Source organism: Sulfurifustis variabilis (assembly GCF_002355415.1).
GTDB lineage: Bacteria > Pseudomonadota > Gammaproteobacteria > Acidiferrobacterales > Sulfurifustaceae > Sulfurifustis > Sulfurifustis variabilis.
Genome location: NZ_AP014936.1, coordinates 1,846,586 through 1,858,587, shown reverse-complemented (window position 1 = coordinate 1,858,587; position 12,002 = coordinate 1,846,586). Strand labels below are relative to the sequence as shown.

Below are 12,002 nucleotides of genomic sequence, written 5' to 3'. Positions count from 1 at the left end.
TTCAGCGCCGGGTGCCCGGCCGTTGGACGGACCCGGGAGGCTTGGCCAACCCGAGCCCCGGCGTGGGCCCCGGCGCCTCCCGCTGATCCATGGTCCGGTCGAGCCGGCGCAGCGCGTACACGAAGGCGTCGGCGAGCGATGCCTTGGTGACGACGCTCGTCAGGTCGATCGCGAGGTGCACCATGGTCTGCGCGATCTGAGGCCGGATGCCGCTGATGATGCAGTCGGCGCCCATGAGCCGCGCGGCCGCGACGGTCTTCAGCAGATGCTGCGCGACGAGGGTGTCGACCATCGGGACGCCGGTGATGTCGATGATGGCGATCTCCGAGCCGGTCTCGACGATGCGCTGGAGCAGCGTCTCCATCACGACCTGGGTGCGCGCGCTGTCGAGCGTCCCGATCATGGGCAGGGCGAGGATGCCTTCCCAGAGTGTGACCACCGGCGTCGACAGCTCGAGCATCTCGTCCTGCTGGCGCTTGATGACCTCCTCGCGAGCCTTGATGAACATCTCCATGGTGTACAGGCCGAGCTTGTCCAGGAGGACATTCGCGTCCCACGACGCGTCGGCGAAGGCGGCGCTTTCGAGCTCCTTGCGCATCCGGGTGTACAGCGGCTGCTTGAACGAGAAGATGAACGTGGCCGTCTCCGAGGGCGAGAAGCCCTGCGTGCTGCGCTTGCGTGAGATGTCCGACAGGAACTCGCGCACGGGCGCCCACTCGCCGGCCGCGTGCACGTCGGTCTGGTATCCGTTCTGCACGGTCCGTCCGAGCAGATCGAGAAACTCCCGCGACTGCTTGCGCAGCTCGGCTTCGTCGACCAGGTCCTTGCGCATCGTCGGCGCCGACAGCTGCTCCCTCATCCAGTCGTCGAGGAGGTCTTTCTCGTGCTTCTTGAGCACGGCCGGTAGGACGGAGGTTGTTTTTGCCTGCATGGAAACGCTCCTTTCGCGACGGACTATGGCTTGAACGGTGGCTGTGGCTGCGGCGCCGGAGCGCGCGAGTCGCGCGCGTGCTCCGCGACGAGGCGCAAGAGCTCCGGGATGTCGACGGGCTTGAGCAGCGTGCGCACGGCACCCGGCGGGGCCTCGGGAAAACGAGCGCTCGTGATGGCGATGACCGGAACGGACGCCAGCCGGGCATCGGCGCGGCGTTCCTCGAGGAACCGCCACCCGTTCATCACGGGCATCATCAGGTCGAGAAGAATGAGGGCGGGCAGTTCCTTTTCGAAACGCAAGAGGTCGAGCGCCTCGCGCCCGTCGTGCGCCGTCAGGACGTGGTAACCCTCGATCTCCAGGAACAGCTTGTAGGTTTCGAGGACGTGCGTGTCGTCCTCGACGATCAGAATGCGATTGCGTACCAACCGGCCTCCCTGCGGAGCCTGCGGCGCTGAACCGTTACGGGATAACAGCGAGAGAGTCCGCGCCGTTTCTGCCGTTTCTTATGTTCGGCATGCGTCCTCTCTCGGGTCACGCGATTCTAGCGATGCGCTTCGCGGATGTAATACACATTCTGCTTTCACGACGTGAGAGCCCCCGCTCGCGGTATTGGGGTTCTCGTGCGCGGAGCGCGCGGAGGCAAACGTTTGTTTCAGGCGAACGCGCTCAGCGCTTTCCGATTCCGCCCCGACTTCTTGGCCGCGTACATCGCTTCGTCGGCGCGGCGCACGAGGTCCGCGGCATCGAGCCGATGCTCCCGCGTGCCGATCGCGATGCCGATGCTCGCGGTGATCCGGATGACGTGGCCGGCGATGGTCATCGGCTCGGCCATCGCGCGCAGGATCTTGTCGGCCACCGCCGTCGCGTCGCGCGGCCCCGCGATCTCGGGCAGGACGATCACGAACTCGTCCCCGCCGAGGCGCGAGACCGTGTCGGCGGCGCGTACGCAGCGTTCGAGGCGCCCCGCCACTTCCCGAAGCAGGCCGTCGCCCACCTCGTGGCCCAGGCTGTCGTTGACCTCCTTGAAGCGGTCGAGATCGACGAAGAGCACCGCCGTGGCGTGGCCGTGCCGCTCCGCCACGGCAAGGGTGCGGGCCAGCGCCTCCATGAGCCAGCGCCGGTTGGGCAGCTCGGTGATCGCGTCGTAATACGCCATCCGCCGCACGCGCTCCTCGCTCTCGCGGAGCTCGGCGAGCAGCGCGTCCTTTTCGTCGATGGTCGCCGAAAGTTTCCGGTTGGTGCCGGAGAGATCGCGCATCGCGCGCGCGAGGCGATAGTAGAGATGATTGATGTCCGTGAGGAAGACGGCCAGCAGCGTGCCGGTCGCGAGCATCGACTCGACGCGCCCGAAATACCAGCCGAGCGCGTAGCGGGGATAGGCCCCGAGGCTCGCGGCCTCGTCGGCGAGGAAGGCGAGCAGCACCAGCGTGAGCCAGACGTGCAGCACGGCGCGACGCCGCGCGAGCCGCGCCGCCAGGGCGAACGCCAGCGCCGTGACGGCCGCGGCGACCGCCCCCACCCAGTAGAAGTTCTGCCGGAGCGGAACCCGATGCTCGTCGATGAGCACGGGCAGCCGGTGATGGAAGACCGTCACCGCGAGCGAGACCAGGACCACGAGCAGCAGCACCGCCGCCGTCACTGCCGCGATCACCGGGACGACCTCGCGAGGCGGAACGGTCCGCCCGGCGCCGCGCTCGTCGACGACCAGCGCCAGCGCCACGATCGCCGGGAAGAGCGCATGCCAGAAGTGCCACACCCAGATCGAGCTTTGCGACCCGCCGAGGACCTCCCCTTGCCCGGCGAGCGCTTCGGGAAAGGAGAGCAGGAACGGAATCATGACCAGCGCGTTGAACAGGAACGCGGCGGCCAGAAGCAGGTAGCACGGCAGGCGGCGGTAGACGAACTGCCCGAACAGCAGGAACGCCGTGATGGCGTCGACCAGAAAGACGAAACCGGTGTGGAAGATCGTGAACTGCGGGAAGGCCGGCAGCTGCACCGGCCCGAAGAACAACACCACCGCGGTCATGAGGACGATGACCGCGGCGAACGCCACGGCATGTCGCAGGGTCGCCCGCCCGGCGCTGCCGGGCTGGTCCAGCGCGTGCTCCCACGCCGCACCTGCCGCGTTCATGCGGCCATCGTACCGATGCGGCGGCCGGACCGGACGGCGGATTTCCCCGAACGCCCGGGATGCCCACAGTCCGGGGTGTCAGTGCACGCCGCCGGCTGGCGCGGACGGTGCCGTGGAGCGGCTTCGAGCGGAAAGGCATTCGATGCGCGAGACGGGCCGGGTCGGCGCGCGCGGCAGGCGCGGCTCCCTTCTTTCGAGCGTCGAGCGGCGGGCTTGGCATTCCCTTATTAATAAGAAGGAGCGGGGAGCGTTCGAAAGCGACCTACGCCGCGTTTCCGTGCCCATTCCCGCCGTGGGCCGACGGGAGACGCCGGACCAGGGCGCGAGAAGGCGCCTGTTACTGCCCGAGGACTATCCGGTGCGAACGCGGAACGCGCGCGCAGAGGCTTCAGGCGCCGCGGTTCACTTGCCGATCACATCCCGCCAGCCGCGATTGCCGCCGCCGGCCGGCGGGGCGGGCGACGGAGCCGGCGACGGCCGCGCGGCCGGCGGCGGCGAGGATCGGGGCGTGGCGCCGATCGGCGGCCGGGGTGAAGGAATGACGCGCGGCGAGCTGGCAGGCGGCACGGCGGGTGCGGTCCGGGGCACCGACTGGCCCTGGCCTCCGAGGGCGCCTTCGGAGAACCGTGGCCCGCGGTCGGGGAGCGGGATCGCGCGCGGCACGGACGAGGACGGCGGGACGATGGGCGTGTCCCGGAAACCGGGGCCGCCCCCGCCGGGCGGGACCGGCGTGGCGGCGGGCGGTCGCGCGCCGCCGATCACGCCTTCCGAGAAACGCGGGGGCGGGACCGGCTCGCGCGGAAAGACGATCACGTACGGGTAGCGGAGCGTATAGAAGCCCGGGAAGTAGTAGCCGTCCCAGTAGAACGGGCTTCCTACCCACGCATACATGGAGAAGTAGGCGGGCGGCGGAGGGCAGTACGTGTAAGGCGGTATGCCGGTGCTGCCGTAGTAGTCGTCGTAAGCCCCGGGATCGCAGGCACCCTCGTACCGCCTCACCCCCGTCTCGTCCTCGGCATAGCGCGGTGGCTCGATAGGCAGCGGAAGCCCGAGCTGCGCGACGATCTGCTCGAAGGCCTGCACGGCCTCCTCCCGGTCGGGCTTGATGCGACCGGCGGACGCCGCCGCTGCGACGGCGTCACGGAGCTCCGCGATCGTCTGCGGCGTGACGGCCTCGTCAGGCTCCCATCCGGTCCGCGGCGCGATCCCGCGTTCCTCGAGCGCACGGACGGCGGCCGCCGGATCGTCGCGATCGGGGATCCGGACACCGAGCGCGCTCGCGAGGTGCAGCGCGAAGTCGCGCTGCGCGATCACTTCGGGCGCGATCAGGCGCTGCGGCTCGAGGTCGACCGGCGCCTCGGCGGCCGGGACGGCGGCGGGCAGGAACAGTGTCGCCGCGAAGAGGGCAGCGATGAGCCGGGCGTGGATCAGGTTGTGCATGAGGACGGCATCCAGTGGGTTGGAGGTCCATGGGGCCGGGAAGTTGCGCGATAAATGAGGAATGGGGCGGGGCACGTTGAATACGCTTCGAAAAGTGTCGAGCGCCGACGAGTGTCGTTTCCCGCGGATGCCGCCGGGCAAGGAGCTCTTTGACGGGCGCGGCCGCACGCGCGTTTGACTCGGAGTGAAGGACCGGGAGAGAGTCGTGTCGTTCAACGAGGAACGGGAATCATGAGCGCCCTGGTCATTGTCGATGTCCGCATCACCGATGCCGCGAAGTTCGAGGAGTACAGGAAGCGCGTGCCGGCGACCCTCGCGCCTTACGGCGGCAAGTTCCTCGCGCGCGGCGGAAGGATCGAGCGGCTCGAAGGCGACTGGGACCCGCAGCGCATCGTCGTGCTCGAGTTTCCGACGCTCGAGCGCGCGAAGGCGTGGTGGGCCTCGGAGGAGTACCGCCTGCCCAAGCGCATGCGGGCGGAGTCCGCGGAGACCCGGATGATCGCCGTCGAGTCGGTTTAGGTAGACACCGCTGCCTTTCGAGCCGGCGAATGACGGGTGCGGCATACATCGTCGCGTACGCGCTTTTTGACGTGGGTCATGGCGGCGGCGGGCCGTTGCGCTTACGGTGTGTGGCGAGCGGCAGCACCGCCGCGTGGCGACCACGGAGGGAAGTCATGGCCAAGGCAAGACGCACCACCCACCGCAGCAGCAAGGGCACGAAGCTCTACGCAATGCGCGACAGCAAGGGCCGCTTCACGGACATCCAGACGTACAAGCGCGCCCATTCCGCTGATCTGCGTCGCAAGTCGAAGGTCGAGGAGAGCGCGACGCGGTAGCGACCGCGGTCCCCGGATCGGGGCGGTCGAGATCGGCGAGGCAGGTTCGTGGCGCCGGCGCCGCAATGCCGCCGGGAGGGCAGCACGGCTTTTTTTTGGACCGTGCCGCCGCTTTTGCGGAGGCGTAGCCGGGAGGCGGGCGATTCCCGGAGGCGCCTCGGGCGCCGGATCAGGCGAGGCCCAGGAATCCGAGGATGACGAGGACGATCACCACCAGTCCGACGAGATAAATGATCGAGTTCATGCGGTTCCCTCCGGTCAGGCCCTGCGGGTTCTCTGCGCCGCACGGCGGTTGAGTCGCCTGTATACCAATAGGACGTACTTTTCGCCGCCCGGTTAACCACTTAGGGTGGTATTGTCACGTGATCGCGAAGTCGTCCGGCGGCTACGGCGAGCACTTGTCTCCCGGAAGAGACGCCGACCGGAGCCACGGCCGGCGGGTTTCCGGGTCGGGCGTCGCCCGGGGACGACGCGCAGGTGGGCGCGGGGCCTCTGGACGGGCAGGAGCGGCCGGCACGGGTATTGCTCCGGACGACAGGGTGCGCGATGTTTCGGGCACGAAGGAGAACCGATGACAGCCAGCGGCAAGAAAGGCGGATCGACGGGACGGCGACGGGTGCGCGAGAAACGGCAGGCGCGAAAGACCGGATCGGTCACGAGCCGTCGACGGGGTGCGCCCGAAGCGGAGAGGGAAGAGGCGCCGCGCCCGCGCTATCGGCTCCTCTGGTGGTGAGTCAGGCCGGCGTCCGCTCCTGATCGGGCCGCCGATTCAAAAACGCAGGAGGACATCGAGCGCGATCAGGCGCAGATCGTCTTCTTCCGCATCTATCCCCACGTTGCCGATCTCCTCGTAGCCCACCCGCAGCGCGCCGCTGCCGAGGCGGTGTTCCCAGCCGATACCCCAGATCAGATCCGTTCCGCTGTCGTCGTCCTCTTGCCGCCGCGGGACTCCCGCGGCAATCGTGACCGTCGTGGCCTCCACGCGCCAGCGCGCGGCGCCGAGGCGTGCGAAGAGGGATCCGCTGCTCAAGGGATAGTGCCCGAGCGCCGCGATCGAATAGGCATCCGCCTCGGCCGTGCGATCGAGAGCGAGCGGATCGCCCGCGCCTTGTCCCTCGACGTGCACCTCGTACGTTCCGAGGGACTGGTAGGTCGCCTCGACGGCGAGATGGGGCGCGAAACGGTAGCCGGCGAACATCCGGCCGACCGTGCGGCTGTCGTCCGACCGGTCCTGCGCGTCGACCTGCTCGAAATCCGCAACGTTCCCCTCGATACCGTACTCGGCGCGGCCCATGCCCGCGCCCAGGTACCCGCCGGCAGGTACGCCTTCGTCCGCCGCAGGCAACCCCCACCCGAGCACCGCCGGCGCGAGTGCGAACGTTCTCTTCCATCCCATCGAACTGCTCCCTGTCTCGCGCACAACTGTAACCGGGCGCCCCTCTCCGGCATATCGCGGTTGGCTCGATATTCGACGCTGCGGCGTGCCCGTTCACGTCAGAGGGGCCTTTCCGTACGTGCATCCCGGAATTTTTTGACTCCGGTCAACCGCGTCGCGGATTGCCGCGCCTAAGATGCATCCGCCTCAACGCATCCCGGTCCGTGTTCCGGGCGGCTCGCGTCATGCCTTCGTTCTCTCGCACAGGTCCACCCGCTCGCCCGATCAACCGCGGCCCGCATCCCGCCGTGCTGACGGCGCTGATTCTCGGCATCCTGCTGTCGGTGCTCGGATCGTGGGCGGCCTACTCGTGGGAACAGGAACGGGTCGAGGCGGCGTTCAGCCGCGCGACCACCGTCATCACCGAGTCGGTCGAGGACTGCTTCGTCCACCAGATCGACAACGTGCGCGCCGTCGCCTCGCTGTACGACGCGTTCCCCGACCGGATCGGCGAGAACGAGTTTCGGAATTTCGTCGAGCCGCTCGTGACGCGCTGCGAAGCGCTGGTGGCGATCGACTGGGCGCCCGCCGTGACAGGGCGCGAGCGGGCCGCGTTCGAGGCACGCGTCGCGCGCGAGCGGCCGGATTACGCCATCGTCGAATACGACGGCGCGGGACAGCTCGTGCGCGCAGGCGAGCGGGAGGTGCACTTTCCGATCCTCTACGCCGAGCCCTCGCAGGTCCCCGGTTACGCCATGGGGTTCGATCTGGCGTCGCGTCCGAGAGAACGTGAAACGATCGAGCACGTCCGGCGCACGGGGCGAATGTCCTTCGTCCTGCACGAGCCGGCGCACGATGCGCGCAGCCCCACGCTGGAGGCACTGCTCTATCCGGTCTACCCGCGAGGCCGAACGTCCTCGGGGACGGGCGGCGGCGAACCGGTCGGGCTCGTGGTCGGGATCTCCCGTTTGAGCAGCATCGTGGACGAGGCGCTCCAGCACGCCGGAAATCCGCCGCTCGGTCTCGAGGTGCTGGAGGTGTTGCCGGACGGGAACCGGCAGCGCATCTACGCCCGTCCTTCCGAGTCCACCGAGGCGCCCGCATGGGTGTCGGCATTCCTGCTCACACCCGCGATCGCGCCGATCGAAACCCAGCTGGTGGCCGCCGACCACGCGCTCGTCCTGCGGTTCGCGCCCGATCCCGGCGCGTACGGCGTGCGGTCGGGCTGGCCGTCGTTGGGAATCATCGTCGCGGGCCTGCTCTTCACCGGACTTCTGGCCGTGTACCTCGATCGCGCGCGGCGCAACACGGAGCGCATCGCGGAGCTTGCTCGTCGGCTCTCCGAGCAGGACATGCGCAAGAACGAGTTCCTCGCGGTGCTGGGTCACGAGCTGCGCAATCCGATCGCGCCGATCGGCAACGCGGTCCAGGTCCTGCGCGCCCGGCGCACGCCGACGCCGGCAACCGTCGAATGGGCGGAGGGCGTGATCGAGCGGCAGGTGGCCCAGCTCGCGCGCCTCGTCGACGACCTGCTCGACGTCGCGCGCATTACGCGCGGCGACATCGCGCTGCGCGACGAGCACGTCGATCTGAGGGAGATCGTGCAGCGGGCGGTCGAGACCCAGCGACCCCTGATCGACGCCAGGCGGCACGCGCTGCGCGAGCGGCTGCCTCCGGACCCGGTGCCGGTGCGCGGCGACCGGGCGCGGCTCATCCAGGTCGTCGGCAACCTGATCGACAACGCCGCGAAATACACGCCCGAGGGCGGTCGCATCGATATCGACGTCACGAGCGAGGGCGGCGAGGCGACGGTCGCGGTGCGCGACAGCGGGATCGGCATCCCGCCGGAGCTCCTGCCGCACGTCTTCGATCTCTTCAACGCGGCGCCGGACCGGAACCGGCACGCGACCGGGGGCGGTCTGGGCATCGGGCTGGGGCTCGCGCGGCGGCTGATCGAGATGCACGGCGGACGGATCGAGGCGCGGAGCGCGGGCGAGGGCGCCGGCAGTCAATTCACCGTGCGTCTCCCCGTATCGTCGCTTCCCGCCGCCGCCGAACCCGATGCGCCGCCCTCGAAGGGCTCCCGCGGATCGCGGCGCGTGCTGGTGGTCGAGGACAACGCCGACGTGGCGATGACGTTCGCGGTGCTGCTCGAGACGATGGGACACCAGGTGACCGTGGCGAACGACGGGGCGACGGCGCTCGACGCCGCGAGATCGTTCTCGCCGGAGATCGCGTTCATCGACATCGGGCTGCCCGGAATGGACGGCTACGAGCTTGCCCGGCGCCTGCGCCGGCGAGGCGCCCCCGCGCCGTACCTCGTTGCCGTGACCGGTTACGGGCAGGCGCGCGACCGCGAACGGGCGGCGATGGCGGGCTTCGACCGCCACTTCGTCAAGCCCGTCGACGTCGCTGCGCTCGACGAGGTGTTCGCCGCCGCGCCGGAACAAACCGGCTCGCCGCCCGTCACCCGGGCCTGATTCACGGGTTCGTCATGCGCCGCGGGTGTCTGCCGGACCGGTGCCCGGCACGAGCGGGGAACGCGATGAAGCCGCGCGACGTGCCGAACCCCGGCGGCGCCGTCGTGAAGTAGGATCCGACGACGACCCCGCGGTCGTTGATGCCGTACAGTGCGGTGCCTTCGTCCCCATCCCCGGGAAAATCGAAGGAGATCACGCGCCGTCCGTCGTAGAGGAAGCCCAATCGCCCCGAAGGCCGGTAGTCGCCGACGACATGTCCGGCGTTGTTGATGTCCCAGGCCTGGCTTTCCACCCTTGCCGGCGGAAGCCGCCTGAAGCTGCCGTTGTGGTAGAGAAAGCCCCGGTTGGTGGCGGTGCCCGGGCGGTGGACGCCCACCACGCGGCCTGCGTTGTTGATGCCGTTCACGCCGGTGTAGCTCTGGCCGATCTGCGTGACGGTGCCGCCCTTGTCCACGAAGCCGATCGGATCGCCGGAACCCGGATCGAACCAGCCCGCGAGAGTGCCGCCGGAGCTGATGTCGGTCAGCACGGTCCTGACGGCGCCCGGGATCGACACGTCGTACCGGGTCGCGACGCCGTTCTCGTACGTGAACCCGTGGGTGTCGCCCGCCTTGTCGCGGTACCAGCCGACGACGGTGCCGGCATCGTTGATTCCCTCCGCCGAGCTGTAGACGGCATCCTGTATATCGATCGAAACGAAGTTCGCGCCATCGTAGAGAAAGGCGTTCCCGCCGCCGCGCTGCAGGGCGTACGTGCCTGCGATGTGGCCCGCATTGTTGATGGCGAACGGCGAGGTCGAGACGGCGCCCGGGTAGTCGAATGGCTGGTAGGTATAGGCTTGCGCCATCGCGGCGCCGCTCAGCGCGACATGCAGGAACGTCACGCCGAGCAGCGCGACGAGCGCGCGAGCCAGGGGCGGACGAAACGCGGTCCATCGTGTCATGTCGCCTTCCTCGCGTGCCCGTCGGATCGACTTTCCAAAATTACTCCTCGAACCGGGAGAGACGCAAAGGAGGACGCATGACCGCGCTCGCATTGCTCTTTCTCGCGGCTTCCCCGCGGAGCCCCGCGCACGGCGTCGGGGCCCGGCGGCGGCCGGCGGTGCCGGCCCCGGTGAGCCTGCCGTGAACGGGCATTTCGATCTCTACGTCGGCATCGACTACTCGGGCGCCGAGACTCCGGAAAGCCGGCTCGGGGGGCTGCAGGTCTACGCGGCGCGACCGGGCGGTCGGCCGGAGCCCGTGCGCCCGCGACCGCAGGGGAGGTGGTCGCGGCGCGAGGTGGCGCAGTGGCTGCTCGCGACGACGCACGGCGGACCGCGCCTGCTCGTCGGCATCGATCACGGCTTTTCGTTCCCGGAAGAGTACTTCCGCCGCTACCGGCTCGATTCCTGGCCGGCGTTCCTGGCCGACTTCTGCCGCTACTGGCCGACGGACCAGCCGGGGTGCGCCGTCGAGCACGTGCGCAGGGGAACCTGGTGGAGCAGCACGCCGCGGCCGCCGGGCGAGAGAACCGGCGCGACCACGGCGCTGCGGTTGTGCGAGCGCTGGACATCGTCGACGAAGAGCGTGTTCCGGTTCGACTTTCAGGGCTCGGTCGCGAAATCCACGCACGCCGGCATTCCCTGGCTGCGTTACCTGCGGGAAGAGGGCGGCGACCGGATCTTTTTCTGGCCCTTCGACGGCTGGCGGCCGCCCGAGGCGAAGTCCGTCCTTGCCGAAGTCTATCCGTCCATATTCCGTCACCGTTACCCGAGAGACGGCCGCACGCCCGACGAGCACGATGCGTATGCCGTCGCCCGATGGCTCGAGGAGACCGACCGAAACGGGATGCTCGACCGTTACCTCGACCCGCCGCTGACGTCGCCCGAGCGGCGTACCGCCGCGCTCGAGGGCTGGATTCTCGGGATCGCCTAGCTGTGTCGTTCTCCGTCCCGGCGGGTATGATCGAGACACTTGCCGCGCAGCCGGATGACAGCATGCCTATCTGGGTCGACGCCGACGCCTGCCCGAACGTCATCAAGGAGATCCTGTTCCGCGCCGCCGATCGGCGTCAGGTGATGCTCACGCTCGTCGCGAACGCGCCGCTGCGTGTCCCGCCGTCGCGCTACATCAGGACCCTGCAGGTACCGGGCGGGTTCGACGAGGCCGATCGCAGGATCGCCGAGCTCGCGCAGGCGGGCGATCTCGTGGTCACGGCGGACGTCCCGCTCGCCGCCGACGCGGTCGCGAAGGGCGCACAGGCACTGAGCCCCCGGGGCGAGCTCTATACCCGGGAGAACGTCAAGGAACGTCTGGCGATGCGCAACCTCATGGACGAGCTGCGCAAGACCGGCGTCGCGACCGGCGGCCCGCGCGTATTGAGCCTGAGCGACCGCCAGGCCTTCGCCAACCAGCTCGACCGCTTCCTGAACGCGAGCGTGGAGCGCTGAAACGCTGCCGACGGCCATCACTCTACCGTTGGCGCCATGGCCGAAGAGGTCTGAGCGACGCGTGCGCAACGGATCCCTGGGCCCCGTGGTTGGCGTAACCGCTGATCCTCGCGCTCGCGACGCGCTGCACCGGCCGAGAGCCGGGTCTCGGTCACAGTACTGACCCGGGCGGGTTTCCGTCGCGGCATCGTTTTGGGAGTTCCTCCTCCTGTCGATTCCGGTTCGCCTCGTTCGTCGTCAGGGTGAAAGGGCGCTGCCGGAAGACGGTTCGAGGCGAAGGCTCCTGACAGACCGATATATAGGAAATGACGACGATGCCGGCCCCGAGCGTGCCCGCCCCGCGGCGTGCCGTCGCGCCGCGTTTGTTTTCGCGGC

The 12,002-nt window shown here is 69.1% G+C and carries 12 protein-coding genes; 6 read left to right on the top strand and 6 right to left on the bottom strand.

Features of this window, described 5'->3' with window-relative positions; all coding sequences use genetic code 11:
* Position 1 precedes the first annotated feature (1 nt).
* From SVA_RS08895 to SVA_RS08880, 4 genes are all read right to left on the bottom strand, one after another.
* On the bottom strand, positions 2-931 hold the full coding sequence (locus tag SVA_RS08895; protein ID WP_096460892.1) for an STAS domain-containing protein: 930 nt from the start codon (positions 929-931) through the stop codon (positions 2-4).
* A 23-nt stretch (positions 932-954) separates the two neighbouring features.
* On the bottom strand, positions 955-1,359 hold the full coding sequence (locus tag SVA_RS08890; protein ID WP_169924035.1) for a response regulator: 405 nt from the start codon (positions 1,357-1,359) through the stop codon (positions 955-957).
* Positions 1,360-1,586: 227 nt separating this feature from the next.
* Entirely contained in the window at positions 1,587-3,065 is a 1,479-nt protein-coding gene (locus tag SVA_RS08885) for a sensor domain-containing diguanylate cyclase (RefSeq protein ID WP_096460890.1), read from the bottom strand.
* A gap of 402 nt (positions 3,066-3,467) precedes the next feature.
* Complete coding sequence (locus tag SVA_RS08880; protein ID WP_096460889.1) at positions 3,468-4,505, bottom strand: hypothetical protein; 1,038 nt, start codon at positions 4,503-4,505, stop codon at positions 3,468-3,470.
* Positions 4,506-4,736: 231 nt separating this feature from the next.
* Here SVA_RS08880 and SVA_RS08875 point away from each other — a divergent pair, with 231 nt between their 5' ends.
* From SVA_RS08875 to SVA_RS19780, 3 genes are all read left to right on the top strand, one after another.
* On the top strand, positions 4,737-5,024 hold the full coding sequence (locus SVA_RS08875) for a DUF1330 domain-containing protein (RefSeq protein WP_096460888.1): 288 nt from the start codon (positions 4,737-4,739) through the stop codon (positions 5,022-5,024).
* 155 nt (positions 5,025-5,179) lie between these two features.
* Positions 5,180-5,341, top strand: coding sequence for a hypothetical protein (locus tag SVA_RS19785; protein ID WP_169924034.1), 162 nt, complete (start codon positions 5,180-5,182; stop codon positions 5,339-5,341).
* Positions 5,342-5,912: 571 nt separating this feature from the next.
* Positions 5,913-6,074 (top strand): hypothetical protein, encoded by a 162-nt coding sequence (locus SVA_RS19780; RefSeq protein ID WP_169924033.1) that lies wholly within the window; start codon positions 5,913-5,915, stop codon positions 6,072-6,074.
* Positions 6,075-6,110: 36 nt separating this feature from the next.
* Here SVA_RS19780 and SVA_RS08870 read toward each other — a convergent pair whose 3' ends face one another.
* Positions 6,111-6,737: an outer membrane beta-barrel protein gene (locus SVA_RS08870; protein WP_096460887.1), complete on the bottom strand. Its 627-nt coding sequence runs from the start codon at positions 6,735-6,737 to the stop codon at positions 6,111-6,113.
* Positions 6,738-7,024: 287 nt separating this feature from the next.
* On the opposite strand from SVA_RS08870, the gene SVA_RS08865 reads away from it, so the two are divergent.
* A complete protein-coding gene (locus SVA_RS08865; RefSeq protein WP_169924032.1) occupies positions 7,025-9,196 on the top strand; it encodes an ATP-binding protein in 2,172 nt (723 codons plus the stop codon).
* A gap of 1 nt (position 9,197) precedes the next feature.
* Here SVA_RS08865 and SVA_RS08860 read toward each other — a convergent pair whose 3' ends face one another.
* A complete protein-coding gene (locus SVA_RS08860) occupies positions 9,198-10,139 on the bottom strand; it encodes a hypothetical protein (protein WP_169924031.1) in 942 nt (313 codons plus the stop codon).
* 181 nt (positions 10,140-10,320) lie between these two features.
* On the opposite strand from SVA_RS08860, the gene SVA_RS08855 reads away from it, so the two are divergent.
* Together SVA_RS08855 and SVA_RS08850 are read left to right on the top strand one after the other, a co-directional pair.
* On the top strand, positions 10,321-11,112 hold the full coding sequence (locus SVA_RS08855; protein ID WP_096460884.1) for a hypothetical protein: 792 nt from the start codon (positions 10,321-10,323) through the stop codon (positions 11,110-11,112).
* 62 nt (positions 11,113-11,174) lie between these two features.
* Complete coding sequence (locus SVA_RS08850) at positions 11,175-11,627, top strand: YaiI/YqxD family protein (RefSeq protein ID WP_096462885.1); 453 nt, start codon at positions 11,175-11,177, stop codon at positions 11,625-11,627.
* Positions 11,628-12,002 lie beyond the last annotated feature (375 nt).

What these genes read in the sequence shown, in the direction of transcription:
- SVA_RS08885 (WP_096460890.1), bottom strand. Translation starts at nt 3,065, where the DNA reads ATGAACGCGGCAGGTGCGGCGTGGGAGCACGCGCTGGACCAGCCCGGC.
- SVA_RS08870 (WP_096460887.1), bottom strand. Translation starts at nt 6,737, where the DNA reads ATGGGATGGAAGAGAACGTTCGCACTCGCGCCGGCGGTGCTCGGGTGG.
- SVA_RS08860 (WP_169924031.1), bottom strand. Translation starts at nt 10,139, where the DNA reads ATGACACGATGGACCGCGTTTCGTCCGCCCCTGGCTCGCGCGCTCGTC.
- SVA_RS08895 (WP_096460892.1), bottom strand. Translation starts at nt 931, where the DNA reads ATGCAGGCAAAAACAACCTCCGTCCTACCGGCCGTGCTCAAGAAGCAC.
- SVA_RS08875 (WP_096460888.1), top strand. Translation starts at nt 4,737, where the DNA reads ATGAGCGCCCTGGTCATTGTCGATGTCCGCATCACCGATGCCGCGAAG.
- SVA_RS19780 (WP_169924033.1), top strand. Translation starts at nt 5,913, where the DNA reads ATGACAGCCAGCGGCAAGAAAGGCGGATCGACGGGACGGCGACGGGTG.
- SVA_RS08880 (WP_096460889.1), bottom strand. Translation starts at nt 4,505, where the DNA reads ATGCACAACCTGATCCACGCCCGGCTCATCGCTGCCCTCTTCGCGGCG.
- SVA_RS08850 (WP_096462885.1), top strand. Translation starts at nt 11,175, where the DNA reads ATGCCTATCTGGGTCGACGCCGACGCCTGCCCGAACGTCATCAAGGAG.
- SVA_RS19785 (WP_169924034.1), top strand. Translation starts at nt 5,180, where the DNA reads ATGGCCAAGGCAAGACGCACCACCCACCGCAGCAGCAAGGGCACGAAG.